Genomic DNA, 25,259 nt, shown 5'->3' with positions numbered 1-25,259 from the left:
CGAATGTTGTCCGGGCTGCTCCTCCTTCCCAGCCGCGACGAGGCCTAGTTCCAGGCTCCCTCGTCGCGGAGGTCGCTGACGCCTGACCACTCATCGTTTGAAGGAATTCCACGACATGTCGCAGCTGAACGCCGATCCGTCCGTCCCGAGCATTCCCGAGCATCCACGCACGCTCGCCGAGAAGGTCTGGGACGACCACCTCGTCGTGAAGGGTGAGGACGGCACGCCCGACCTCATCTACATCGACCTGCACCTCGTCCACGAGGTGACGAGCCCGCAGGCCTTCGACGGCCTCCGCCTGGCCGACCGGCCGCTGCGTCGCGTCGACCTCACGATCGCGACCGAGGACCACAACACCCCGACGCTCGCGATCGACAAGCCGATCGCCGACCTCACCAGCCGTACGCAGATCGAGACCCTCCGTCGCAACGCCGCGGAGTTCGGGGTGCGGATCCACTCCCTCGGCGATCTCGACCAGGGGATCGTGCACGTCGTCGGGCCGCAGCTCGGCCTCACGATGCCCGGGATCACGGTCGTCTGCGGCGACTCGCACACCTCGACCCACGGCGCCTTCGGGGCCATGGCCTTCGGTATCGGCACCAGCGAGGTCGAGCACGTCATGGCCACGCAGACGCTGCCGCTGAAGCCGTTCAAGACCATGGCAATCACCGTCGAGGGCACGCTGCGGCCGGGGGTGACCGCGAAGGACATCATCCTCGCCGTCATCGCGAAGATCGGCACCGGCGGCGGGCAGGGCTACGTCCTCGAATACCGCGGCTCGGCGATCCGTGCGCTCTCCATGGAGGGCCGCATGACGATCTGCAACATGTCGATCGAGGCCGGTGCCCGCGCCGGCATGGTCGCCCCGGACCAGATCACCTACGACTACCTGCAGGGTCGTCCGCACGCACCGACCGGAGCCGACTGGGACGAGGCCGTCGCCTACTGGGACACGCTTGCGACCGACGAGGGCGCCGCCTTCGACGCCGAGGTCTTCCTCGACGCCGACACGCTGGAGCCCTTCGTCACGTGGGGCACCAACCCTGGACAGGGCGTCTCGCTGAGCGAGAACGTGCCCGACCCGGCGGCCATCGCCGACCCGAACGAGCGGTCCGCCGCCGAGCGCGCCTTGGAGTACATGGCGCTCGAGGCCGGCACTCCGATGAAGGAGATCCCGGTGGACGCGGTCTTCATGGGCTCCTGCACGAACAGCCGGATCGAAGACCTGCGGGCGTTCGCATCCATCATCGAGGGCCGCACGAAGGCCGAGGGGGTGCGGGTCATGGTGGTCCCGGGTTCCGCCCGGGTTCGGATCGAGGCGGAGGCCGAGGGGCTCGACAAGATCATCACCGACTTCGGTGCGGAGTGGCGGTTCGCCGGATGCTCCATGTGCCTCGGGATGAATCCCGACCAGCTCGCTCCGGGCGAGCGCTGCGCCTCGACGTCGAACCGGAACTTCGAGGGCCGTCAGGGCAAGGGTGGCCGCACGCACCTCGTCTCGCCGCTCGTCGCCGCGGCGACCGCCATCCGTGGAACGCTCTCCAGCCCGGGCGACCTCGAGGTCGAGCCCGGCAGACATGCCGCCACCGAGCAGGAAGGCGTGCACGCCTGATGGACAAGTTCACGACCGTCACCGGCATCGCCGCTCCGATGCGGCGCTCCAACGTCGACACCGACCAGATCATCCCCGCCGTCTACCTGAAGCGGGTCACGAAGACCGGCTTCGAGGACGCGCTCTTCGCGGGGTGGCGTCAGGACCCCGACTTCGTCCTGAACCAGCCCGTCTACGAGGGTGCCAGCATCCTCGTCGCGGGGCACGACTTCGGCACCGGCTCGTCGCGTGAGCACGCCGTGTGGGCCTTGCGGGACTTCGGGTTCAAGGTCGTCGTGTCGTCCCGCTTCGGCGACATCTTCCGCGGGAACTCCGGCAAGCAGGGCCTCCTGGCCGCCCAGGTCACGGAGGAGGAGCTCGAGCAGCTCTGGGCCGCGATCGAGGCCGCTCCAGGCGCGGATTCCGTCGTCGACCTCATCTCCCGGACCATCACGGTCGGCGATCTCACGGTTTCGTTCCAGGTCGACGATTACACTCGGTGGCGGCTCATCGAAGGACTCGATGACATCGGGCTGACGCTCCGTAGCGAGGAGCAGATCACCGCATTCGAAGCCCGGCGGCCGAACTGGCTGCCCCGCACCATTCCCGTCAAGTAGCAAGGCAGTAGGTACCGGTTTGAATTCACTCGTCCAGGCGTCACAGGCGGCAGGCTCGTCGGTCGGACTCGATGTCGACCGCATCACGATCAACGGCGGCATCCCGCTCCGGGGCCGCATCGAGGTCAAGGGTGCCAAGAACCTCGTGACCAAGGCGATGGTGGCGTCGCTGCTCGGCGAGAACGTCAGCGTCCTGCGCAACGTGCCGAACATCAGCGACGTCCGGGTCGTCCGCTCCCTGCTCGAGATCCACGGCGTGGACGTGACGGAGGGCGAGAACCCGAACGAGCTCCGCCTCGACCCGACCAACGTCGAGTCCGCCCACATGGAGGAGATCGACGCGCACGCCGGCTTCTCCCGGATCCCGATCCTGTTCTGCGGGCCGCTGCTCCACCGCCTCGGGGCGGCGTTCATCCCCGACCTCGGAGGGTGCCGCATCGGCGACCGCCCCATCGACTTCCACCTCGACGCGCTCCGCAAGTTCGGCGCGGTCGTGGAGAAGCTGCCGCAGGGCATCCGTCTCTCAGCTCCGAACGGCCTCCACGGGACGACGGTGCACCTCCCGTACCCGAGCGTCGGTGCCACGGAGCAGGTCCTGCTCACGGCGGTCCGTGCCAAGGGCACCACGGAGCTGAAGGGTGCGGCGATCGAGCCGGAGATCATGGATCTCATCGCCGTCCTCCAGAAGATGGGCGCGATCATCTCCTACGAGCCGAACCGCGTGATCCTCATCGAGGGCGTGGACAAGCTCGAAGGGTACGACCACACGGCCATCGGCGACCGCAACGAGGCAGCGAGCTGGGCGTCGGCCGCGCTCGCGACCGACGGCGACGTCTTCGTCGGCGGCGCGAAGCAGCAGGACATGATGACGTTCCTCAACATCTTCCGCAAGGCCGGTGGCGGGTTCGACATCACCGACGACGGCATCCGGTTCTACCGCAAGGAGGAGCTGAAGCCCGTGGTCATCGAGACCGACGTGCACCCCGGCTTCATGACGGACTGGCAGCAGCCCCTCATCGTCGCGCTGACGCAGGCGACGGGCGAGTCGATCGTCCACGAGACCGTCTACGAGAACCGGTTCGGCTTCACGGACGCGCTAAACACCATGGGCGCGAACATCGTCGTGCACCCCAATGGGCTGTCGGGTACGCCTCGTCGCGTGCCGCGGCGCAACCTCGAGCAGGCCGCCGTCATCAACGGCCCGACGCCGTTGCACGGTGCCGACATCGAGGTACCCGATCTCCGCGGTGGCTTCAGCCACCTCATCGCGGCGCTCACCGCCGAGGGCAAGTCGACGGTCAGCAACGTCGGCATCATCAGCCGTGGGTACGAGAACTTCATCGTGAAGCTCCAGCAGCTCGGTGCTGACTTCGTCCTCGAAACGAAGTAGTCCGCCGTGGGGGTGGAACGGTCGAGGCCGTCGATCTACTGGTTGCTGTCGTCGATCGCGATCCCGCCGTTCAGTGCTCTCGTCAAGCTCCGCGTCCGGCACGGCGAACGCCTGCCGCAGGAGGGGCCGTTCATCCTGTCGCCCAACCACGACAGCGAGTTCGACCCGCTGATCATGGGCGTGGCCGTCTGGCGGCTCGGGCGACAGCCCCGCTTCATGGCGAAGGGCAGTCTGTTCACGGTCCCGGTTGTCGGATGGCTGTTGCGGAAGTCCGGACAGATCCCCGTCGAGCGCGAGGGTTCCGCCCGCGGCATGGACCCGGTCAGCGCTGCAGCGCACCTGACCGAACGCGGTCAGGGCGTCATCGTGTACCCGGAGGGTTCGCTCACCCGCGACCCGGGTCTGTGGCCGATGCGTGGGCGCACCGGCGCGGTCCGGATCGCCCTCACGCACGGCCTGCCGATCATCCCCGCCGCGCACTGGGGCACACAGGAGGTCATGCCTCGGTACGGCAAGCTGCGGGTGTTCCCCTTGCGGAAGCGCGTCGAGGTCGCCATCGGCGAGCCGGTGGACCTCTCGGCCTTCATCGGGCGGCAGCTAGACTCGAAGACGCTGAACGAGGCGACCGAGGTCGTCATGCAGGCCATCACCGCCCTCTGCGAGGAGCTGCGCGGTGCCCAAGCTCCCGCGGAGCGTTGGGATCCCTCGAAACACCAGCAGAAGGAGACAGGCCGCTTTGAGTCCTAGGAACGTTCCGCAACCACCGGCCGCCACGAGGGTCGCCGTGCTCGGAGCGGGCAGCTGGGGCACGACGTTCGGCAAGATCCTCGCGGACGGTGGCTCCGACGTGGTCATGTGGGCCAGACGGCCCGAGCTCGCTCGCGAGATCACCGAAGCCAAGCGCAACAGCGACTACCTGCCCGGCATCAATCTGCCGATGCGGATGACGGCGACCGCGAGCATGGTCGACGCCGTGCGTGGTGCCTCGGTCGTGTTCCTGTCGGTCCCGAGCCAGTCGTTGCGAGACAATCTGATCGCGCTCCGCCCGCACCTCGAGGACGGCACCATCGTCGTCTCGCTCATGAAGGGCGTCGAGCGTCGCAGCGGATCCCGGATGAGCGAGGTCATCCGAGAAACCCTCGACATCGACCCGTCCCGCATCGCCGTCGCCTCCGGCCCCAACCTCGCGCTCGAGATCGCCCGCGAGCAGCCGACGGCCGCCGTGATCTCCTCGGAGAGCCTCGAGACGGCGCAGACGGTCGCGCTCCTCGCGCGGAACCGGTACTTCCGCAGCTTCGTGAACACCGACGTCATCGGTACCGAGTTCGGCGGTGTGCTCAAGAACCTCATCGCCGTCGCGATCGGCATCGTCGACGGCGTCGGCTACGGCGAGAACACGAAGGCCTCCATCATCACCCGCGGGCTGGTCGAGATGACCGACTTCGCGGTGGCCCACGGCGCGCAGCCGGAGACCCTCTCGGGCCTGGCCGGGCTCGGCGACCTCATCGCGACCTGCCAGTCGCCGCTGTCACGGAACAACACGGCGGGGCGTCTGCTCGGCCAGGGGTATCAGTTCGACGACGTCGTCAAACAGATGCAGCAGACCGCGGAGGGGCTCGCGTCCGTGGCGCCGGTGCTCGAGCTGGCCAAGGCGAAGGGGGTCGCGATGCCCATCGTCGAACAGGTCAAGCAGGTGCTCGACGGCACGCTCGACCCCAAGGACATCGCACCGCACCTCACGACCGACGACGACGAACCCCAGGGGGAGAGAAGCAACGATGACGCACAAGACCGGAGTGGTGGTGCTCTTTGGAGGCCGTTCAAGCGAGCACTCGATCAGCTGCGCAACGGCGGGCGGCGTCCTCGCCGCGATTGACCGCGAACGGTACGACGTCTACCCGGTCGGGATCGCCCACGACGGCTCGTACGTCCTCGAGGTCGACGACCCGAGCCGGTACGCGCTCGACCCCGCCCACCTGCCGGAGGTCGACCCCTCGCGGCCGGCCGTGCGCTGGCCTGAACGCGTCGGCAGCCGCGAGTTGACCGTCGTCGGGGAGGACGGCGTCCCGTTCACCCTCGGCCCCGTCGACATCGTCCTCCCGATCCTCCACGGTCGGTTCGGCGAGGACGGCACCGTGCAGGGCATGCTCGAGCTCGTCGACCTCCCGTACGTCGGCTCCGGCGTCCTCGCGTCCTCGCTCGGCATGGACAAGCACTTCACGAAGACGGTGCTCCAGGCCGCCGGGATCGCCGTCGCCCCGTGGGTGCGGTTCACCGCCCACGACTGGGCCACGGCACCCGAGGAGGTGCTCGCATCGCTCGGGTCGCTCGGGTCACCGGCGTTCGTGAAGCCGGCGCGAGCCGGTTCGAGCGTCGGGGTGTCGAAGGTGTCGACGCCGGACGCGTTCCGTGCGGCGATCGAACTGGCACTCGCCGAGGACTCGACCGTGCTCGTCGAGACCGGTCTGGTGGGCCGAGAGGTCGAGTGTGCGGTCCTCGAGTCCCTCCCCGGCGAAGCACCTCGGGTCTCGGTTGCCGGCGAGGTCGTCGTGACCGGACGCGACTTCTACGACTTCGAGGCGAAGTACCTCGACGCCCCCGGTATCGAGCTCGTCTGCCCCGCCGACCTCCTTCCCGAGCAGTTGTCGGAGATGCAAGACCTCTCTCGTCGGGCGTTCGAGGCGTTGGGCTGCGCGGGCCTCGCCCGGGTCGACTTCTTCCTGACCGCGGACGGCTTCGTCGTCAACGAGGTCAACACCATGCCGGGGTTCACCCCGATCTCGATGTTCCCGAGCTGCTGGTTGGCCTCGGGGCTCAGCTACCCCGAGCTCATCACCGAGCTGATCGAGGTCGCGCGCGCCCGATCCTGAACGGCGCGGCGCCGGGAACGGTCAGCCGTCGGTGGGGATCGGGAGCTCGGCGTCGCCGAGCGCGGTGCACTTCCCGGTGACGGGGAGCACGGACACCGCGGGCGCCAGATCCGCCAGGACGGTGCTGCTGGCGACGGCGTCGCCGTCGAGCACGATCTCGACCGCGGGCGTGCGCCCGAAGGTCGTGAACCGGTAGCTCGGCGCGTCGGTGTCGTCGATGATCCAGTCGACGCCGTTCACGGACTGGCACTGCTGCGTGGTCGGGCCGGGGATCGCTACGCCGCAGTGCAGGAGGACCGTCGCAGGATCGCCCCAGGCCCCGGTGGCCTGGGCGTCGGTCCCTCGCTCGGGCAGTTCGGCGACGACGTCGGGCAGACGCACCGTGACCTCAGCGCACTGCGGGTTGTTCGCATCGGCGGCGGGTTCGAGCGCGACGGCGGGCGCGCACCCGGCCAGGGCCAGGGTTGCGGCTGCGGCGAGGGTGGTGGCGAGGAGCACACGAATCGGGGACATCGCCCACCAGGCTACCGTTGATCCCATGAACGAGTCTGGGAGCGCGTCCGACGATCACGGAACGGTCGGGCCCTGTGTCGGGGACCTCGCCGAGGGGGAGCTGCTCGAGCGCATCTTCCCTCGCCTGCCGCAGGCCGACGCCGAACTCCTCGGGCCGGGTGACGATGCCGCGGTCGTCCTGGCGCCGGACGGTCGGTTCGTCGTCACGACGGACACGATGATCCACGGGCCGGACTTCCGGCTGGCGTGGTCGAGCGCCCACGACCTGGGCTGGAAGGCTGCGGCCAGCAACCTGGCGGACGTCGCGGCGATGGGGGCGCGTCCGACGGCACTCGTCGTCGCACTCGCCATGCCCAAGCACCTGCCGGTCGCCGTGCTCGACGGGTTCGCAGACGGACTGCGCGACGCCTGCGCCGAGCTCGCGCCCGGCTGCGGTGTCGTCGGCGGTGATCTGGCCGTGTCCGACGTCTTCATGATCGCGGTGACGGCGTTCGGCGACCTCGAGGGTCGTGCCCCCGTCCGGCGCGACGGTGCGAGACCCGGTGACGTGGTCGCGGTCGCGGGGGAGTTGGGTTCGGCTGCGGCAGGTCTGCGGCTCCTCTTCTCGCGTGGGGTCGACGCCGACGGCGTGCCTTCGGCCGAGGCAGCATCCGTCCTACGACGCGATCACCGTGTCGAGGTGGAGGCACAACTCGCGCCACGGCCACCGATCGCGGCCGGGGTCGTCGCCGCCGTCGCCGGTGCCACGGCGATGCTCGACCTGTCGGACGGGCTCGCGCTCGACGCCGGTCGCCTCGCGCGGGCGAGTGGGGTCGCGATCGACCTGCGGGCAGAGGAGCTGGGTGCGGACGTGGCGCTCGCCCTCGCCGGTGGCGAGGACCACTCCCTCCTGGCGACGTTCCCGTCCGTCACGACGATCCCCGCCGGCTTCCGGACCATCGGCACGGCCCGGACCGGTGCCGGGGTCCTCGTCGACGGTGTGGCCTACGACGGTCGCGCCGGCTGGGACCCCTACCGCGACTGGGACGACGCGTCCGGTTGAGCGGTGTTCCCGGCCGCCGTGGCGCGAGGACCGTGCGGTGACGCGGTGACCGTGACGCGTTGACTCAGACCGGCGTGATCCACCAGACGACGGTCTCGCCGTAGGTGCTCTTCCGCAGGACCTCGAGCGCCGCGGGAAGGGTCGGTTCGGGTGAGCGGGAGCTCCGCTCGACGAGCACGAGCCCGTCGTCGGTGACCAGACCGACGAGCGCGGCGAGGTTGGCCGTCAGCTCCGCCTCGGGGAGGTCGTACGGGGGATCGATGAAGACGAGGTCGGACGGTACCGTCGCCCCGGACAGGTAGGCGCCGACCGACTTGGCGTGCACCGTGATGCGCGGTGCCGCTCCGCGAGGCGCTGCCGAGGTCACGATCCTCGCGTTGTCACGACACAGCTTCGCGGCCTCCGACCCTCGGTCGACGAGGGTGATCACGGCGGCACCCCGGCTGGCGCACTCGAGCCCCAGCGACCCCGAGCCTGCGTACAGGTCGAGCACCTCGGCGCCGGCGATCACGTCGCGGGCCTCCAACGCGGAGAAGAGGGCCTCGCGGACGCGATCGCTCGTCGGTCGTGTACCGCTGCCCGGAACCCGGATCGTGCGTGATCCGGCGAAACCCGAGATGATCCTGATGCCGGCCATGGTCCCATCCTCGCAGGCTGGGCGAAGCCGAGCGAACCGCGGTGTCCGAGGTCCCGAATAGAATCGACGGCATGACGGGGATCGAGCTGGGCACGAAGCTCGGCGGTGTCCTCGGCGGACGAACCGCGACGGCACTCCAGAAGGCGTTCGGCGTCGAGACCGTCGGCGATCTCCTCGAGCACTACCCGCGTCGCTACGCGAAGCGCGGCGAGCTGACGGTCATCGGCCAGCTGCCGCTCGGCGAGGACGTGACGATCGTCGCCGACGTCCTCGAGGTCCGCGACCGGCAGATGAAGCAACGCAAGGGCTCCATCCTCGAGGTCGTCATCTCCGACGGTCAGGGTCGGCTCAACCTCACCTTCTTCAATCAACCCTGGCGGGCGAACGAACTCCGGCCGGGCTTGCGCGGCATCTTCGCGGGCAAGGTCGGCGATTACCGCGGCAGCTATCAGCTCGCGCACCCGCAGTATCAGCTCTTCCCCGATGACGCCGACGCACCGGCGCTCGCGGACGCCCAGGCGAAGGCGTGGTCGGAGGCGCCCATCCCGATCTACCCGGCGACGAGCACGATCACGAGCTGGAACCTCAAGCAGTCCGTGGAGCTGGTCCTCGACGCCCTGCCGCCGCAGGAGGACCCGGTCCCGAGGTCGGTCCGGGCGGCGAGGGGTGAACTCTCCTTCGACGCCGCCATCCGGGCCGTCCACCGCCCGACGGTCGACCGCGACTGGCAGCGCGGTCGCCGCAGCCTGCGGTATCAGGAGGCGTACCTCCTCCAGACGGCCCTGCTCCAACAGCGAGCGGCCACTCGTGCCCTGGCGGCCGAACCCCGCGTGCCGAAGGCCGGCGGCTACCTCGAGCGCCTCGATGCCGCGCTCCCGTTCGAGCTGACCGGCGACCAGCAGACGGTCGGCGCGGAGATCACGGCCGACCTCGCGCAGCCCAATCCGATGAACCGACTCGTCCAGGGTGAGGTCGGCTCGGGCAAGACGCTCGTCGCCCTCCGGGCCATGGCGGCCGTCGCCGACAGCGGGGGACAGTCGGTGCTGCTGGCGCCCACCGAGGTCCTCGCGGCGCAGCACCTGCGGTCGATCGTCCGTTCGCTGGGGCCCGACCTCTCGGCCGAGCTCATGCCGACGCTGCTCACCGGCCAGCTGCCGACCTCCGATCGCAAACGGGCGCTGCTGCGGATCGTCGCCGGCCAGGCCCGGATCGTGATCGGGACGCACGCGCTGCTGGGTGACGCCGTGACCTTCGCCGATCTGGGGATGGTCGTCGTCGACGAACAGCACCGCTTCGGCGTGGAGCAGCGCGACCAGCTCCGTCAGAAGGGACGCACGCCGCCGCACGTCCTCGTGCTGACCGCGACGCCGATCCCACGGACCGTGGCCATGACCGTCTTCGGCGACCTCGACGTCAGCATCATCAAGGAGCTACCACGCGGGCGGCAGGGGATCGAGAGCTTCGTGGTCGCCCTGGCCGATCACCCGCGGTGGATCTCCCGCGTCTGGGAGCGACTCGCCGAGGAACTCGCGCAGGGGCGGCAGGGGTTCGTGGTGTGCCCGGCGATCGACGCCAAGGAGGTCGAGCCCGGTGAGGCGCTCGAGGAGGACGTCGACCCGGCGCGGCCGATCGCGTCCGTGCTCGCCACGGTGGAGCAGCTGCGTACCCACCCGCTGCTCGCGTCCCGACGCATCGACGTCCTCCACGGCCGGATGAGCGCGGAGGAGAAGGACCGCACGATGCGGGCCTTCGCCGCCGGTGAGATCGACGTGCTCGTGGCGACGACGGTCATCGAGGTGGGCGTCGACGTCCCCAACGCCTCGACGATGGTCGTGCTCGACGCGGAACGCTTCGGGGTGTCGCAGCTCCACCAGCTCCGCGGACGCGTCGGTCGAGGGGGCGTCCCCGGGCTGTGTCTGCTCGTCACCGCGGCGGAGGCGGAGAGCACCGCACGCGAGCGCGTCGACGCGGTGGCCGCGACCCTCGATGGCTTCGACCTCGCGCAGGTCGACCTCGAGCTGCGGCGCGAGGGCGACGTCCTCGGCAGCATGCAGTCGGGCGGGCGGTCCTCGCTCAAGCTGCTCCGGGTCGTGCACGACAGCGAGGTCATCATCGAGGCGCGGGCGGATGCCGCCGAGCTCCTCGAGACCGATCCCGACCTCGCCGACCACCCGGTGCTGGCCGAAGCGCTCCGTCGGCGCCTCGACGAATCAGACCGCGCCGCGCTCGCCAAGAACTGAGCACCGATAGGCTGGCGGCATGAAGCGGATCGCCGTCGTCCCCGGATCGTTCGACCCAGTCACTCTCGGTCACCTCGATGTCATCGAGCGGGCGGCGCGCATCTTCGACGAACTGCACGTGCTGGTCGTGCACAACCCCGACAAGTCCGCGCTGCTGCCGATGCCGCAGCGGGTGTCCTTGCTCGAGCGCTCCATCGCCGACGGAGGGCTGCCTGACAACATCGTCGTCGCGCAGTGGAACGTCGGCCTGCTCGTCGACTACTGCACGGACGTCGGCGCGAGCGTGCTCGTGAAGGGCATCCGCTCGCAGGTCGACGTCGCGTACGAGACGCCCATGGCCATCATGAACCGCAGCCTCGCCGGTGTGGAGACGGTCTTCCTCCTGCCCGATCCGGCGCACGCGCACGTGTCCAGTTCACTCGTCCGGCAGGTGGCCGCGCTCGGTGGCGATGTCAGCCCGTACGTCCCGCAGGTGGTGGCGACCTTCCTCCAGGAGGGCTAGGGCGTCCTCCCGGTCGGGTTCGGCGTAGAATCGTCGATCGTGACTAGGAAGAGAACGAACAATTCGCCGTTCAGCGTCAACGTGCGCGATCTGGTGAACCGTCCCGGGGAGATGCGCGAGCACGACCTCGAGGTGGTGCTCGCCGAGCGCTGGGGCGAGGGCCTGGTCGCCGTCCAGGAGGGTACGACGCTCTCCGAGCAGGTGCGTCTCGAGTCCGTGCACGAAGGGATCCTCGTGACCGTCGACGTCGACGCACTGGCGACCGGCGAGTGCGGACGCTGCCTCCGCGACATCGAACTGCCTGTCGAAGTCGAGATTCAGGAACTTTTCGCGTATCCTGATTCGGAAGCGTCTGACTTCGAGGTTCACGACGACCACGTGGATCTTGAACCTCTGGTCAGAGATGCGGTAGTTCTCGCATTACCGTTTCAGCCGGTGTGCCAGCCGGATTGCCCCGGACTCGACCCCGAGACCGGTGAGCGGCTGGCCGAACGTCCGGAACGACACCCTCACGACGTCGCAGATCCTCGCTGGTCTGCGCTCGCGGGCTTGTCCTCAGACTCCGTACTTGACACAGACGCCAGCAGCGCCCAGCGCGCCGCTGCAGACACAGAAGAGAGATAGATCATGGCTGGAAACCCCCCGAAGCGGAAGGTCTCGCGCTCGAACACCCGCTCGCGTCGCTCGCAGTGGAAGGCCGCCGTGCCGACGCTCGTGAAGACGGTGGAGAACGGCCGCGTCACGTACAGCCTGCCGCACCGCGCCAAGGTCGTCGAGGACTCGCAGGGCACCGCCCTGTACCTCGAGTACAAGGGCCGCAAGGTCGCAGACGTCTGATCCGCGCGTTGAACGTCCGCGTTCGAAGAGCGTGAACACGAATCATTCCGACCACACCGGAATCGGCTCCGAATCGGAGACCGATCCCGGTGTGGTCGTTTTCGCACGACAACTCGGTGTCGACGTCTCCTACGAGCTGCTCGACCTGGCGCTGACGCACCGCTCGTACGCGTACGAGCACGGTGGACTCCCGCACAACGAGCGCCTCGAGTTCCTCGGCGACTCGATCCTCGGGCAGGCCGTCACCGTCATGCTCTACCGCGACTTCCCGCACCTCGACGAAGGCCAGCTGGCGAAGCGACGTGCGAGCCTCGTCTCGACGATCGCGCTCGCCGAGGTCGCACGTTCGATCGGGCTGGGCGAGCGGATCAAGCTCGGCAAGGGTGAGGACCAGACCGGTGGGCGCGACAAGGCGTCCATCCTGGCCGACACGATGGAGGCCGTCATCGGCGCGACGTACCTGTCGGCCGGCCCCGACGCGGCGACGGCACTCGTCCTGCGACTGGTGAACCCCCTGCTCGAGAATCCTGAGCGCTTCGGCGCGGCGATGGACCCGAAGACGAGCCTCCAGGAGGCCGCTGCGGCCATCGGGGCGCCGGCGCCCGTCTACGAGATCGCCAGCTCCGGCCCCGACCACAACCGACGGTTCGTCGCGACGGTGACCGTGGGAACCGCGGTCACGGCGACGGGCTCCGGTACGAGCAAGAAGCACGCCGAGATGGCGGCGGCCCTGGAAGCCTGGTCGAGGATCAGTGCCGGAACTCCCTGAGGTCGAGGTCGTCCGCGCCGGCTTGGAGCCCGCCGTCAGCGGCGCGACCATCGCCGGCGTCGAGGTCTTCGACGAACGCTCCCTGCGCCGCCACGCGAGTGGTGTCGCCGACTTCACCGCACGGCTGACGGGGCGGACCATCCGATCGGCCGTCCGACGCGGGAAGTTCCTCTGGTTCCCCCTCGACGACGATGAGGCGATCGTCGGTCACCTGGGCATGAGCGGGCAGATGCTGCTCCGGTCGCCCGGCGACGACGCCGACCGACTCCTGCGCATCCGCTTGCAGTTGGAGCATCCCGAGCACGGCGAGCTCTGGCTGCACTTCGTCGACCAGCGGATCTTCGGGTCCATGGCGGTGACCGCGCTCGTCCCGACGACGGACGGAGCCGCAGGTGGGTTCGGCGACGAGGTCGCGATGGTGCCCGACCAGGTCGCGCACATCGCCCGCGACCCGATGGACCCGGCCTTCGACGACGCCGGCTTCCTCCGACGACTGCGCGAGAAACGCACCGGTGTGAAGCGGGCGCTCCTCGATCAGACCCTGGTCAGCGGGATCGGCAACATCTACGCGGACGAGTCGCTCTGGGCGGCGCGCATCCACCCCGAACAGGAGACCGCCCGTCTCGGCCTCGGGCGCGCCGGCCGGCTGCTCGATGAGGTGCGTGCCGTGCTCGCGAAGGCCCTGGCGGAGGGCGGGACGAGCTTCGACGCCCAGTATGTGAACGTCAACGGTCAGGCAGGGTACTTCGCGCACAGTCTGAACGCCTACGGCAGGCAGGGTAAGCCGTGTGCGCGCTGCGGCACGTTCATCGTCCGCGAGCAGTTCATGAACCGCGGCTCGCACCGCTGTCCGGTCTGCCAGCGCCGCACCTGACGATCAGTCGCTGCGGGGGAGTCGGCGCTGCCATTCTCCGGAGTAGCCGACGATGCGGAACCCGAGTCGGTCGTTGATCGCGAGCATGTGCGCGTTCTCGTCGGCGTTCCAGGTGTAGATCCGGGACCGCTCGGGTGCCTGATCGGCGAGTGCGATGAGGTTCGCCGCTTTCATCCAGAGTCCGAGGCCGTGTCCCCGGTGGTCGGCGAGCACGAGCGTGTCCCACTGCTCCGCGTGTTCCTTGCCCTCGCCGAGGACGAGCTCGCTGTACCCGGCGACCGCGCCGCTGTCGCGGTGGACGGCGGCGGCGACGATCGCGTGGTCGCCAGACGCCGCCAGCTGGTCCTCGCGCGCGCGGACCCGCTCGGGCGTCCAGACCTCGGGGTCGAGTTCCAGATCGGCGGCCGGGATGTCGGTCGCCATGTGTTCGCGGGCCGTCGCGAGCGAGCCGAGCAGCTCGTCGGGGGTGTGATCCACCCACTGCACGAGGCGGTACGCGTGTCCGGCACGGGCGGTCGACGTCTCGACGATGTCAGGCAGCTCCCCGAGCATCGAGGCGAGGTCGCAGCGGTTGGTCCGCTCGACCTGCGCGAGGGCGTATCCACGATCGAGCATGAACCGGCTGGCCGCGGCGTTCGCGGGGATCGCCCGTTCGCCGACGCTCGCACCGAGGAGTGGTTCGTCGGTCGGGATGTCGTCGACGGCGTGCTGGGTGAAGGCGGTCACCGTCGGGCGGCCGGCCGCGAGGGCCCGTCGCTCCAACTCCTGCAGGAGCGCCGTGCCGATCCCTCGACGCCGCTCCTCTGCGAGAACGCCGACGTTCAGGGCGCCCGTCACCGCGTCGGCCTCGGTGCCGTATCCGAGCCAGCCGCGACCGACCACACGCCCGTCGAGGACGGCGGCGAGCAGGACGCGTCGCTGGAACCGCTGGTCGCGGTACTCGGGAAGGGCCATCGCGGAGGTCAAGGCGAAGTCGTCGGTGGACCAGATCTCGGCTTCGAGCGTGTTCGCGACGTCCTGGACCGCGTCGAACACCGCTGAGCTCCCGGTCGCCGGGATCTCGACCTCGTCGATCGTGGCGCGCATCGTCGCCTCCCTCCCACACCAGACCGTCCTGGGTGATGCGGTCCATGCTACGACCGCCGCGGCGGGCCGGCACAGCGTGGTGTCCCTCGTCCGTCCGCGGATTCGCTACCGTAGTGCACAGCATCCGCGACGCGGGAGAGGAGGTGCGCGTGTACCTGAAGAGCCTGACGCTCAAAGGGTTCAAGTCCTTCGCGCACCCCACCACCTTCGCGTTCGAGCAGGGCGTCACCTGCGTCGTGGGTCCCAACGGCTCCGGCAAGTCGAACGTCGTCGACGCGCTCGCCTGGGTGATGGGCGAGCAGGGGGCGAAGACTCTCCGCGGCGGCAAGATGGAGGACGTCATCTTCGCGGGAACGTCGACCAGGGGACCGCTCGGTCGAGCCGAGGTCACGCTCACCATCGACAACAGCGACGGCGCGCTGCCCATCGAGTACACCGAGGTGACGATCAGTCGCACCCTGTTCCGCAACGGCGGGAGCGAGTACGCCATCAACGGCGACACGTGTCGGTTGCTGGACGTCCAGGAGCTCCTCAGCGACTCCGGTCTGGGCCGCGAGATGCACGTCATCGTCGGGCAGGGGCAGCTCGACGCGGTGCTGCGGGCGACGCCCGAGGAGCGCCGCGGCTTCATCGAGGAGGCGGCCGGCATCCTGAAGCACCGCCGACGCAAGGAGAAGACGCTCCGGAAGCTCGAGGCGATGCAGACCAACCTCACGCGGTTGAGCGACCTCACCGGGGAGATCCGCCGGCAGCTGAAGCCGCTCGGTCGTCAGGCGGAGATCGCCCGGGAGGCGCAGACGATCGCCGCGGTCGTCCGCGATGCCCGCGCCCGGATCCTCGCAGACGACGTCGTGGGCCTCCGGCGCTCCCTCGACGAGCACAACCGCTCGGAGAGTGAGCGCCACAGCGAGCGCCTCGTCCTGCAGGAGCAGCTGGAACAGGCGGAACTGCGGATCAACCGGATCGAGCAGGCACAACTCGGCGACGCGGTCGACGACGCCCGCCGGATCACCTTCGAGCTCGAGAGCGTGCAGGAGCGCCTCCGGAACCTGTACACGCTCGCCAACCAGCGGCTCGCGCTCCTCGGTTCGTCGACGGACACGACGGCCGCCGAACCCCGGATCACGAAGCAGATGGTCGCCGACGCGACCGCGGAGATCGACGGACTGCGGGTGGCGGTCGCCGACGCGGAGCGCGCGTTGCAGGAGGCGCAGGCGGACACCCGCGCGAAGCGCGCCGCACTCGACGCGGTGGACGTGGAGATCGCAGCGCAGAGCGCGCTCGTGTCACGACACGACCTGGAGCTCTCCAAGCTCGCGGGCGCCGTCGACGCCGCCGGGTCCAAACTCGCCGCGGTCCGTGGCGAGGCGTTGCGCCAGCAGAACGCGATCGACGCCGCCGCCCTCCGTCTGGACGCCGCGCGGCTGGAGTACGAGGCGCTCGAGGAGGACCCGACCGTGGCGGACGCCGCCGACTCCGGGCTCGACGACGCCTACGAGGCGGCCCAACGCGGCGCGGCGGAGGCCGAAGGGGAGATCGAGGGCCTGCGCGAGCAGCTCCACACCCTCGAACGTGAACGCGATTCGCTCGGCGCCAAGACCAGTGCACTCTCGCGCGCCCTCGACCTCAAGACCGGTTCGGCCGAACTCGCTGCGAGCGGGATCGAGGGGATCGAGGGGATCGTCGCGGACCGGGTGCAGGTCCGACCCGGCCACGAGTCGGCTGTGGCCGCAGCGCTCGGCACGCTCGCGGAGGCCGCCGTCGCCGTCGACCGGCACGCTGCCCGGCGGGCGCTCGATCACGCGGCCGACCAGGATCTCGGCCGGGTCGAGATCGTCATCGCCGACGGTGCGCGAGACGTCCCGGACGCGCCCGCCGGGTTCACCTCGGCTGCCGAGCTGGTGGAGGCCCCTCCTGGCGTGCTGGGGATCCTCGCCTCGGTCCTCGTCGTCGATTCGCTCGACGACGCGATCGCGGCGTACGACCGACTCGGCTCGTCACTTGGCGCGTTCACCCTCGTGACCCGTGACGGCGCGGTCGTCACGGACAGCATCGTCCGCGGGGGGAGCGGCGGAGCGCAGAGCCGCATCGAACTGCTGGCCGAACGCGATGCGGCAGCCGATCGACACGGCGAGGTCGAGTCGCTCATCGAACGGGCGCGCTTCGCCCTGGCCGAGCAGCGTACGATCCTGCAGGAGGCAAAGCAGACCGCGCAGGCAGCGCTCAGCGCCCTCCGCGAGTTCGACGCCAACCGTGCGTCACAGGCCGAGCGCGTGAACCGGGTCACGGTGCGGTACGAATCCGCACAGGCCGAACACGACCGCCTCCTCGCAGCTGCCGGGACGGCGGAGGCGGCCGTCGCCGACGCAGCTGCCGCCGTGGACCGGGCCAAGCTGGACCACGACACCGCTCGCGCGCGTCCACGACCGCTCCTCGACGTGTCGGCACGCGACGGGCTCTCCGCCGAACTGGACGCGGCACGCGAGGCCGAAGTGCAGCACCGCCTCCTCCTCGAGACCGCGCGCGAACGCGTGCGGGCGGAGGAGCTCGCGGTCGCGAACCTCGAGCGGCAGCGGCAGGCCGACCAGGCCGCGGCTGAGGAAGCGGCTCGGCGTGCGGTCATCCGTGCGCGCCAGGCCGCGGCCGCCACCGCTGTGACGGAGGCGCTCCCGCCCGTCCTCGACTCGGTCGACCGGTCGGTCACCGAGGCCCGCGTCGCGCTCGCGGCAGCCGAGGCGACGCGGGCCAGCCGGAACGCCGAGCTCGTACGACTGCGCGGCGAGGAGCACACGCTCCGGCAGCGGCTGCAGGTCGTCACCGAGAGCGTCCATGGTCTCGAACTCCAGATCTACGAGAAGAAGCTCCACCTGTCCGGTCTGCTCGAGCGCGCCGGGTCGGAGCTGGGACTCGTCGAGGACGTGCTCGTCGCCGAGTACGGGCCCGAGGTTCCGGTGCCCGTCGACCCTCCGACACCCCGCGCGACCGCCCGCTCGGCGGTGCGAACGGCCGACGAGACCGGTCCGGAGGTCTCGCCCGAGACGACGATGCCCGACTCGGACGAGGCGCCCGAGGCACGTGCCGACGGAACCGCGACGCCGGAAGCCGAGCCGGAGGAGGAACCCACCGAGGAGTCGGACGACGTGCCGACGACGCCCTACGTCCGCGCCGAGCAGCAGAAGCGTCTCGCAGCAGCGGAGCGCACCTACGCCCAACTCGGACGGGTCAACCCGCTCGCGCTCGAGGAGTTCGCGGCACTCGAACAGCGCCACCGCTTCCTCACCGAACAGCTCGCCGACCTCACCAGCACCCGCGCCGACCTGCTGTCGATCATCGAGGACATCGACGGGAAGATGGAGGTCATCTTCGCCTCGGCGTTCGCCGACACCGAAGCCGCCTTCACCGAGGTGTTCCCGATCCTGTTCCCGGGCGGCACGGGCAGCATCTCGCTCACCGACCCCGAGCACATGCTCACCACGGGCATCGAGGTGTCGGTCAAGCCCGCCGGCAAGAAGATCGAGCGCCTGTCGCTGCTGTCGGGCGGGGAGCGCTCGCTCGCCGCGGTCGCCCTCCTCATCGCCATCTTCAAAGCCCGACCGAGCCCGTTCTACATCATGGACGAGGTGGAGGCGGCCCTCGACGACGCGAACCTCGGGCGGCTCCTCACCATCTTCGAGGACCTCCGTCAGACGAGCCAGCTCATCGTCATCACGCACCAGAAGCGCACCATGGAGATCGCCGACGCCCTCTACGGCGTCTCGATGCGCCAGGACGGGGTGTCGGCCGTCGTCGGTCAGCGCGTGGCAGCAGAACGCGCGAGCTGATCCGGTCTCGTGCCCACGCGACGGGACCGCGTCGCCGACGGCTACGCTGAGACCATGGCTGCACGCACACCCTGGTCACTCTCCGGTGCCCTCAAAGGCATGTTCCAACGTCCGACGATCGACGAGACCACCTGGGAGGACCTCGAGGACGCGCTCATCGGCGCCGACTTCGGTCCCGACGTCACCGAGTCGATCGTCACAGGCCTGCACGCCTCCGTCGACCGCTACCGCACCACCGACCCGCGCGACCTCCAGCGCATGCTGCGCGAGGAGGTCGAGGAGCGGCTGTCGAAGTTCGACACGACGCTGAAGCTCAGCGAGCGTCCGGCGGTCGTCCTCGTCGTCGGCGTCAACGGGGTCGGCAAGACGACCACCATCGGCAAGTTCGCGAAGTTCCTCCGCAACTACGACCGCACCGTCGTCGTGGGGGCCGCGGACACCTTCCGTGCCGCTGCCGTGGAGCAGCTGGCGACGTGGGCGGAGCGCGCGGGCGCACAGATCGTCCGCCCCCAGCAGCAGGGACAGGACCCGGCGTCCGTCGCCTTCCAGACCATCGAGTACGCCAAGCAGACCGGCACCGAGATCGTCATCATCGACACCGCCGGTCGGTTGCAGACGAAGGGCGGGCTCATGGACGAGCTGTCCAAGATCCGTCGCGTCGTCGAGAAGCAGGCGCCCATCGCCGAGGTCCTCCTCGTCCTCGACGCGACGACCGGTCAGAACGGTCTGTCGCAGGCGCAGGCGTTCATCGAGCACGCCGGGGTGACCGGGCTCGTCCTGACGAAGCTCGACGGCTCCGCGAAGGGCGGGTTCGTCCTCGCCGTGCAGGAGAAGACCGGCATCCCGATCAAGCTCGTCGGCCAGGGTGAGGGCATCGGCGACCTCACCGGCTTCACACCGCACGTCTTCGCACAGAACCTGGTGGGCAGCTGATGGCGATCGAACACGACTACTTCGGTGTCATCGCGACCGAGCCTGGTGGTGGCGTCTACTGGTCCGACAACATCGACGTCGGGGAGCAGTCCGTCTCCATCTCGTTGAGCGCCCCCGACGAGGACGACATCCCGGCCGATGCGCTCGACCTGGCGGCGGCGATGATCCTCGCCCTCGAGGGTTTCGACCTGCGCTCGCGTGAGGCGATGCTGAGCGAGGTCGACGACCGCACCTCCGAGGTGACGGAGTACATCATCCAGGCCGTCGAGGAGCTGGGGGAGTCCCTGCCGGACGTCCTGGTCGACGAGTCCGGAGACCGCGACGTCGACGTCATCCGGTCGATGACGCTGTTGAGCGTCGGGTTCGCGCCGCACCAGCACAACGGCGACGAAGCGTTCGCGGTCTTCGAGTACTCGCTCGACGCGGACCAGCTCGACGGCGTGCTCATGGTCGCCTACAGCTCCGATGGCGAGGTCACCGGGGTCACGAGCGAGGACTGAGCCCGGCAGGTCGAGGCGTCGGCCTCAGACCGCCTGGGCGAAGCCGAGTGAGGCGTCTGCGAGGTGCTGCAGTCCCTCGGGGACCTCGCGGCCCTTCGCCGTCATCGACTGCGCCCAGAGGCGTCCGGCGCGGTAGGACGATCTGACGAGCGGTCCCGCGAGCACACCGAGGAACCCGATCTCCTCGGCCTCCTCCTTGATCTCGAGGAACTCCTGCGGCTTGACCCAGCGGTCCACGGGGAGGTGCCGAGGCGTCGGTCGGAGGTACTGGGTGACGGTGATGATGTCCGTGCCGGCCTCGTGCAGATCCTCGAGCGCCTGACTGATCTCGCTCCGGTCCTCGCCCATCCCGAGGATGAGGTTGGACTTCGTGATGAGGCCGGCCGCACGTGCCTGGGTCAGGACGTCGAGGGAGCGCTCGTAGCGGAAGGCGGGCCTGATCCGCTTGAAGATGCGTGGGACCGTCTCGACGTTGTGTGCGAACACCTCCGGTCGGGAGGCGAACACCTCGCCGAGGAGGTCGGGGTTGCCGGAGAAGTCGGTCGCGAGGATCTCGACCCCCGTCCCCGGGTTCGTCTCGTGGATGCGCCGGACGGTCTCGGCGTGCAGCCACGCCCCCTCGTCGGGGAGGTCGTCGCGTGCCACACCGGTGACGGTCGCGTAGCGCAGCCGCATTCGCTGTACCGAGTCGGCCACACGCCGTGGCTCGTCGCGGTCGTAGTCGGCCGGCTTGCCGGTGTCGATCTGGCAGAAGTCGCAGCGCCTCGTGCACTGCGATCCGCCGATGAGGAAGGTCGCCTCGCGATCCTCCCAGCATTCGAAGATGTTCGGGCAGCCGGCTTCCTGGCAGACCGTGTGCAGGCCCTCCTCCTGCACGAGCGCCCGGAGCTGTCGGTACTCGGGTCCCATCGTCGCGCGGGTCTTGATCCAGTCGGGCTTCCGCTCGATGGGGGTCTGCGCGTTCCGGACCTCGAGCCGCAGGAGCTTCCGTCCGCCGGTGTCCGCCGCGGGAGCGGGTGCCGGTGCGCCGCAGCCGCTCACGCGGCGGCTCCGATCGTGGTCGCGGACGCGGCCGTCCAGCCGGGCCGGAGTGCTTCGAAGATCTCGGAGACGCGCTCGGCGACGTCGCTCGGCGTGACCCGTCGACCGAGCTCGGTGCTGATCGTGGTAACGCCGGCATCGGCGATGCCGCACGCGACGATGTGGCCGAAGGGCTCGAGGGAGTTGTCGCAGTTGAGCGCGAAGCCGTGCAGCGTGACGCCCGCCTGCACCCGGACACCGACGGCGCCGATCTTCGCGGCCGGTCCGCCGGCGACGGGGTCGACCCAGACACCCGACCGTCCGTCGATGCGGCGGCCGGTGACACCGAGCTCCGTGATCGTCTGCAGCATGACCTCCTCGAGCAGGCGGACGTGCGCCACGACGTCGACCGGCTCCGGGAGGCGGACGATCGGGTAGCCGGTGAGCTGTCCGGGACCGTGCCAGGTGATGCGGCCGCCGCGGTCGACCTCGACGACCGGTGTGCCGTCGTCGGGGCGCTCGTGCGGGCGGGTCAGCTTGCCCGCCGTGTACACGGGCTCGTGTTCGCACAGGATGAGGTGCTCCGGCGCTTCACCGCTGACGACCGCCTCATGGACCCGACGCTGCAGCGCCCAACCCTCGCGGTACGGGACGAACGCGGGCGCGAGCCCGGCGATGAGGAGCTGTGTCATGGCCGCCACGATAGCATTGTTGGACGCCGTCCAAATACTCATCTTCCGACCGTGTCGGCGATCGACCGGGTCGCGCCGCGGTCTGCCCTAAACTGGAGGGATCATGGCAACGTTCGGCACACTCTCTGACCGCCTCGCGGATACGTTCAAGAACCTCCGCACCAAGGGCAAGCTCTCCGCGGCCGATGTCGACGGCACCGTCCGCGAGATCCGTCGCGCCCTCCTCGACGCGGACGTCGCACTCGACGTCGTCAAGGACTTCACGGGTCGCGTACGCGAGCGCGCCCTCGGCGACGAGGTGAGCAAGGCCCTCAACCCGGCGCAGCAGGTCGTCCAGATCGTCAACGACGAGCTCGTCACGATCCTCGGCGGACAGCAGCGGCGTCTCGAGTTCGCGAAGAAGCCGCCGACCGTCATCATGCTCGCCGGACTCCAGGGTGCCGGAAAGACGACACTCGCGGGCAAGCTCGCCAAGTGGCTCAAGAAGGACGGCCACACGCCGCTCCTCGTTGCCTCCGACCTCCAGCGCCCCAACGCCGTCAACCAGCTCCAGGTCGTCGGAGAGCAGGCGGGCGTCCCCGTCTACGCTCCCGAGCCCGGCAACGGGGTCGGCGATCCGGTCAAGGTCGCCCGCGACGGCGTCCGGTTCGCCGAGCAGAAGCTCTACGACACCGTCATCGTCGACACCGCCGGACGACTCGGCGTCGACGCCGAGCTCATGAAGCAGGCGTCGAACATCCGCAAGGCGGTCGATCCCGACGAGGTCCTCTTCGTCATCGACGCGATGATCGGTCAGGACGCGGTCGCGACGGCCAAGGCCTTCCTCGACGGCGTCGACTTCACCGGCGTGGTGCTCTCCAAGCTCGACGGCGACGCGCGCGGTGGTGCGGCACTCTCCATCGCCTCGGTCACCGGACGCCCCATCATGTTCGCGTCGACCGGTGAGGGTCTCGACGACTTCGAGCCGTTCCACCCCGACCGCATGGCGAGCCGGATCCTCGACCTCGGTGACATCCTCACCCTCATCGAGCAGGCGCAGCAGAACTTCGACGAGGAGGAGGCGCGCAAGGTCGCGGAGAAGTTCGCGACCGACTCCTTCACACTCGACGACTTCCTCAAGCAGATGCAGCAGCTGCGCGGCATGGGTTCCATCAAGAAGATGATGGGCATGCTCCCCGGCATGGGGCAGATGAAGGAGCAGCTCCAGAACTTCGACGAGCGCGAGATCGTCCGCACCGAGGCCATCATCCAGTCGATGACCACGGCCGAGCGCACGAACCCGAAGATTCTCAACGGATCCCGCCGCCTGCGCATCGCCAAGGGTTCCGGCATGACCGTCACCGAGGTCAACGCCCTCGTCAACCGCTTCGAGCAGGCGGCCAAGATGATGAAGACCGTCGCCAAGGGTGGCGTGCCGAACATCCCCGGGATGGGTCCGGTCCCCGGTGCGCGGACGAACCGACCGAAGCCGCAGGCCAAGAAGAAGGGTTCCCGCTCAGGCAACCCGGCCAAGCGCGCGGCGGAGAACGCCGGCGCCGTCGAGACGCAGGCTGCCGCCACGGGCGCTGGATTCGGCCTCGGCGGCGGTTCGTCGTCGGGATCGGCCGCCCCGACCGAGGCGGAGCTCGCCGAGCTGCAGAAGTTCCTGGGTCGCTGAGTCGAGCGGAGGCGGTATGCGCGCGCTGAGGGCACCGGCCTCGGTCGTCGCAGTCGTCCTGACCGTGGGCTTGCTCGCCGGGTGCTCCGCGCCGTCACCGGGCGAACGCGTCCTCGGCGCCTGGGGTGAGGGCACCGGCGCTGCCGATCCGCACCTGGTGTTCACCGACGACGGCCGAGTGAGTGGTTCGGACGGCTGCAACAGTCTCTCCGGATCCTGGCGTGCGAAGGACGACGCGGTCGTCGTCTCCGACGTCGCGAGCACCCTGATGGCGTGCCCGGGCGTCGACACCTGGCTGCGGGGGATCGCACAGGCGACGCTCTCGGACGACGGAGGGCGCTTGACCGTGACCGACGACGCCGGCACACGGATCGGGACGCTCGACCGCGCTGAGTGACGCCGCCTCGTCAGGCGGAGGGCTGGACCCCGTGTCGCAGCTCCTTCGCGAGGGAGCTCACGACCGCCTGCAGGCTGCCGCCGTTCGCGTGGGCGACGGCGAGCTGTCGCTGGTAGCTCGCGCCGTGCTCGATGATCGTGGCGATGCTCGCCAGTTCGTCCGCACAGCCGAGCCGACGGGCGACCGGCGCGAGGGTGTCGAGCAGGTCGTGCAGGTCGTCGGTCACGAGGCGCTCGTGGCCCGAGGAGTCGAGGATGATCTCGGCGTCCAGGCCGTACCGGGCCGCACGCCACTTGTTCTCGCGGACGTACCACGGCTGCAGGGTCTGCAGGCGCTCTCCGGCGTCGAGGCGGTCGGACAGGTGCTCGGTGAGGCAGTGGATGAGCGAGGCGAGGGCGCCGAACTCCGCGACGGTCGACGCTCCGTCGCACGCGCGCATCTCCACCGTGCCCCACTGCGGCGACGGTCGCACGTCCCAGCGGACCTCGGTGTGGTCCTCGATGATGCCGGTCACCGTCATGTCGTCGACGTAGGCCTCGAACTGCTCCCAGTCCGAGAGCTGGTAGGGGAGGCCCGCCGTCGGGAGCTGCTGGAACATGAGCGCGCGGTTCGACGCGTACCCGGTGTCGACCCCGCCCCAGTACGGGCTGGACGCCGACAACGCCTGGAGGTGGGGCAGGTAGGTCAGCAGCCCGTTCATGATCGGGAGGACCTTGTCGACCGTCTCGACGCCGACGTGCGCGTGCACACCCCAGATCATCATGTTGCGACCCCACCACTGCGTGCGGTCGATGAGCTTGTGGTACCGGGGCTTGTCGGTGACCTGCTGGTCGTACCACTGGCCGAACGGGTGCGAACCGCTGCAGATGAGCTCGACGCCCATCGGATCCGTGATCGCCCGCACCTCGGCCAGCTGGCCCTCGAGGTCCGCGATCGCCTCGGGGACCGTGTGGTGAACACCCGAGACGAGTTCGACGGTGTTGAGCAGCAGCTCGTTGGTGATCTGCGGATGATCGGAACCGTCGCTCGGGCGGAGTTCCGACAGGACGGTGTCCGCTGCGCCGACGAGATCGCCGGTGTCGCGGTCGACGAGGGCGACCTCCCACTCGAGGCCGACGGTCGAACGCTCGGATCTGGCGAACTCGATGGGCATTGGCGTCGACCTCCCGCAGGGCGCGGCCGGATGCCGTGCGCCAGCCCATCTTCACACGGGGTGGAGGGGTCATCCGGTATCGGTGTCGCCGGATTACCCAGATCGCCCGATGTCTGGC

24 protein-coding genes are annotated in these 25,259 nt (G+C 69.6%); 18 read left to right on the top strand and 6 right to left on the bottom strand.

Annotated elements, in window-relative coordinates; translation table 11 throughout:
- Positions 1-115: 115 nt before the first annotated feature.
- From leuC to BIU99_RS09410, 6 genes are read left to right on the top strand one after another with little or no spacing between them, the layout of a single operon-like run.
- Positions 116-1,612 carry a 3-isopropylmalate dehydratase large subunit gene (gene leuC / locus BIU99_RS09435; protein ID WP_064296292.1) on the top strand — a complete coding sequence of 499 codons (1,497 nt, stop codon included), beginning with the start codon at positions 116-118 and terminating at the stop codon, positions 1,610-1,612.
- Positions 1,612-2,208 (top strand): 3-isopropylmalate dehydratase small subunit, encoded by a 597-nt coding sequence (gene leuD, locus BIU99_RS09430; RefSeq protein ID WP_064296293.1) that lies wholly within the window; start codon positions 1,612-1,614, stop codon positions 2,206-2,208. The genes leuC and leuD overlap by 1 nt, the downstream gene beginning before the upstream one ends.
- A 19-nt stretch (positions 2,209-2,227) precedes the next feature.
- Positions 2,228-3,598, top strand: a complete 1,371-nt coding sequence (gene murA, locus BIU99_RS09425) for a UDP-N-acetylglucosamine 1-carboxyvinyltransferase (protein ID WP_064296294.1) — start codon at positions 2,228-2,230, stop codon at positions 3,596-3,598.
- 6 nt (positions 3,599-3,604) lie between these two features.
- Positions 3,605-4,345, top strand: coding sequence for a 1-acyl-sn-glycerol-3-phosphate acyltransferase (locus BIU99_RS09420; protein WP_064296295.1), 741 nt, complete (start codon positions 3,605-3,607; stop codon positions 4,343-4,345).
- Positions 4,335-5,474, top strand: coding sequence for an NAD(P)H-dependent glycerol-3-phosphate dehydrogenase (locus BIU99_RS09415; RefSeq protein ID WP_064296296.1), 1,140 nt, complete (start codon positions 4,335-4,337; stop codon positions 5,472-5,474). Before BIU99_RS09420 ends, BIU99_RS09415 begins: the two co-directional genes overlap by 11 nt.
- The gene (locus tag BIU99_RS09410) at positions 5,377-6,468 is read left to right on the top strand and encodes a D-alanine--D-alanine ligase family protein (RefSeq protein WP_064296297.1); all 1,092 of its coding nucleotides are present in this window, start codon (positions 5,377-5,379) and stop codon (positions 6,466-6,468) included. Before BIU99_RS09415 ends, BIU99_RS09410 begins: the two co-directional genes overlap by 98 nt.
- Positions 6,469-6,489: 21 nt before the next feature.
- On the opposite strand, the gene BIU99_RS09405 is transcribed toward BIU99_RS09410, so the two are convergent.
- The gene (locus BIU99_RS09405; protein ID WP_064296298.1) at positions 6,490-6,981 is read right to left on the bottom strand and encodes a DUF3515 family protein; all 492 of its coding nucleotides are present in this window, start codon (positions 6,979-6,981) and stop codon (positions 6,490-6,492) included.
- Positions 6,982-7,006: 25 nt separating this feature from the next.
- On the opposite strand from BIU99_RS09405, the gene thiL reads away from it, so the two are divergent.
- Complete coding sequence (gene thiL, locus BIU99_RS09400) at positions 7,007-8,023, top strand: thiamine-phosphate kinase (protein WP_071260906.1); 1,017 nt, start codon at positions 7,007-7,009, stop codon at positions 8,021-8,023.
- A 64-nt stretch (positions 8,024-8,087) separates the two neighbouring features.
- Here thiL and BIU99_RS09395 read toward each other — a convergent pair whose 3' ends face one another.
- Positions 8,088-8,660, bottom strand: coding sequence for an RsmD family RNA methyltransferase (locus tag BIU99_RS09395; protein WP_064296300.1), 573 nt, complete (start codon positions 8,658-8,660; stop codon positions 8,088-8,090).
- Between the two features lie 71 nt (positions 8,661-8,731).
- Between BIU99_RS09395 and BIU99_RS09390 the strand changes: the two genes are divergently transcribed.
- The 6 genes from BIU99_RS09390 to mutM all read left to right on the top strand — a co-directional run bounded on the left by BIU99_RS09390 (position 8,732) and on the right by mutM (position 13,882).
- The gene (locus tag BIU99_RS09390) at positions 8,732-10,900 is read left to right on the top strand and encodes an ATP-dependent DNA helicase RecG (protein WP_071260905.1); all 2,169 of its coding nucleotides are present in this window, start codon (positions 8,732-8,734) and stop codon (positions 10,898-10,900) included.
- Between the two features lie 19 nt (positions 10,901-10,919).
- Positions 10,920-11,402, top strand: a complete 483-nt coding sequence (coaD, locus tag BIU99_RS09385; RefSeq protein WP_064296302.1) for a pantetheine-phosphate adenylyltransferase — start codon at positions 10,920-10,922, stop codon at positions 11,400-11,402.
- 111 nt (positions 11,403-11,513) lie between these two features.
- Positions 11,514-12,026 carry a DUF177 domain-containing protein gene (locus BIU99_RS09380; RefSeq protein ID WP_071261222.1) on the top strand — a complete coding sequence of 171 codons (513 nt, stop codon included), beginning with the start codon at positions 11,514-11,516 and terminating at the stop codon, positions 12,024-12,026.
- A gap of 3 nt (positions 12,027-12,029) precedes the next feature.
- Positions 12,030-12,239: a 50S ribosomal protein L32 gene (rpmF, locus tag BIU99_RS09375; protein WP_056006932.1), complete on the top strand. Its 210-nt coding sequence runs from the start codon at positions 12,030-12,032 to the stop codon at positions 12,237-12,239.
- 91 nt (positions 12,240-12,330) lie between these two features.
- Positions 12,331-13,008 carry a ribonuclease III gene (rnc, locus tag BIU99_RS09370; protein ID WP_086473824.1) on the top strand — a complete coding sequence of 226 codons (678 nt, stop codon included), beginning with the start codon at positions 12,331-12,333 and terminating at the stop codon, positions 13,006-13,008.
- On the top strand, positions 12,992-13,882 hold the full coding sequence (gene mutM, locus BIU99_RS09365; RefSeq protein ID WP_064296303.1) for a bifunctional DNA-formamidopyrimidine glycosylase/DNA-(apurinic or apyrimidinic site) lyase: 891 nt from the start codon (positions 12,992-12,994) through the stop codon (positions 13,880-13,882). Before rnc ends, mutM begins: the two co-directional genes overlap by 17 nt.
- 3 nt (positions 13,883-13,885) lie before the next feature.
- On the opposite strand, the gene BIU99_RS09360 is transcribed toward mutM, so the two are convergent.
- Positions 13,886-14,968 (bottom strand): GNAT family N-acetyltransferase, encoded by a 1,083-nt coding sequence (locus tag BIU99_RS09360; protein ID WP_071260904.1) that lies wholly within the window; start codon positions 14,966-14,968, stop codon positions 13,886-13,888.
- Between the two features lie 149 nt (positions 14,969-15,117).
- Between BIU99_RS09360 and BIU99_RS09355 the strand changes: the two genes are divergently transcribed.
- Genes BIU99_RS09355 through BIU99_RS09345 form a run of 3 tightly spaced genes read left to right on the top strand, consistent with a single transcriptional unit; the run spans position 15,118 to position 20,222 of the window.
- Positions 15,118-18,789, top strand: coding sequence for a chromosome segregation SMC family protein (locus BIU99_RS09355; protein ID WP_071261221.1), 3,672 nt, complete (start codon positions 15,118-15,120; stop codon positions 18,787-18,789).
- Between the two features lie 54 nt (positions 18,790-18,843).
- Entirely contained in the window at positions 18,844-19,722 is an 879-nt protein-coding gene (ftsY, locus tag BIU99_RS09350; RefSeq protein ID WP_064296361.1) for a signal recognition particle-docking protein FtsY, read from the top strand.
- Positions 19,722-20,222, top strand: a complete 501-nt coding sequence (locus tag BIU99_RS09345) for a DUF2004 domain-containing protein (RefSeq protein WP_064296305.1) — start codon at positions 19,722-19,724, stop codon at positions 20,220-20,222. Before ftsY ends, BIU99_RS09345 begins: the two co-directional genes overlap by 1 nt.
- A gap of 24 nt (positions 20,223-20,246) precedes the next feature.
- Here the strand turns inward: BIU99_RS09345 and lipA are convergent, their stop codons facing one another.
- Positions 20,247-21,263, bottom strand: coding sequence for a lipoyl synthase (gene lipA / locus BIU99_RS09340; protein ID WP_071260903.1), 1,017 nt, complete (start codon positions 21,261-21,263; stop codon positions 20,247-20,249).
- Positions 21,260-21,934 carry a lipoyl(octanoyl) transferase LipB gene (gene lipB, locus BIU99_RS09335; RefSeq protein WP_071260901.1) on the bottom strand — a complete coding sequence of 225 codons (675 nt, stop codon included), beginning with the start codon at positions 21,932-21,934 and terminating at the stop codon, positions 21,260-21,262. Before lipB ends, lipA begins: the two co-directional genes overlap by 4 nt.
- A 103-nt stretch (positions 21,935-22,037) precedes the next feature.
- On the opposite strand from lipB, the gene ffh reads away from it, so the two are divergent.
- Both ffh and BIU99_RS09325 read left to right on the top strand, forming a co-directional pair.
- On the top strand, positions 22,038-23,591 hold the full coding sequence (ffh, locus tag BIU99_RS09330; RefSeq protein ID WP_064296308.1) for a signal recognition particle protein: 1,554 nt from the start codon (positions 22,038-22,040) through the stop codon (positions 23,589-23,591).
- Positions 23,592-23,607: 16 nt separating this feature from the next.
- Complete coding sequence (locus BIU99_RS09325; RefSeq protein ID WP_064296309.1) at positions 23,608-23,988, top strand: META domain-containing protein; 381 nt, start codon at positions 23,608-23,610, stop codon at positions 23,986-23,988.
- 10 nt (positions 23,989-23,998) lie between these two features.
- Here BIU99_RS09325 and BIU99_RS09320 read toward each other — a convergent pair whose 3' ends face one another.
- Entirely contained in the window at positions 23,999-25,141 is a 1,143-nt protein-coding gene (locus tag BIU99_RS09320) for a glutamate--cysteine ligase (RefSeq protein WP_064296310.1), read from the bottom strand.
- Positions 25,142-25,259: the final 118 nt, after the last annotated feature.

This window comes from Plantibacter sp. MMLR14_011 (assembly GCF_001865025.1).
Classification (GTDB): Bacteria; Actinomycetota; Actinomycetes; order Actinomycetales; family Microbacteriaceae; genus Plantibacter; species Plantibacter flavus_A.
Note: the sequence above shows the minus strand (reverse complement) of the source record. Positions and strands in the feature narration are given on the sequence as shown.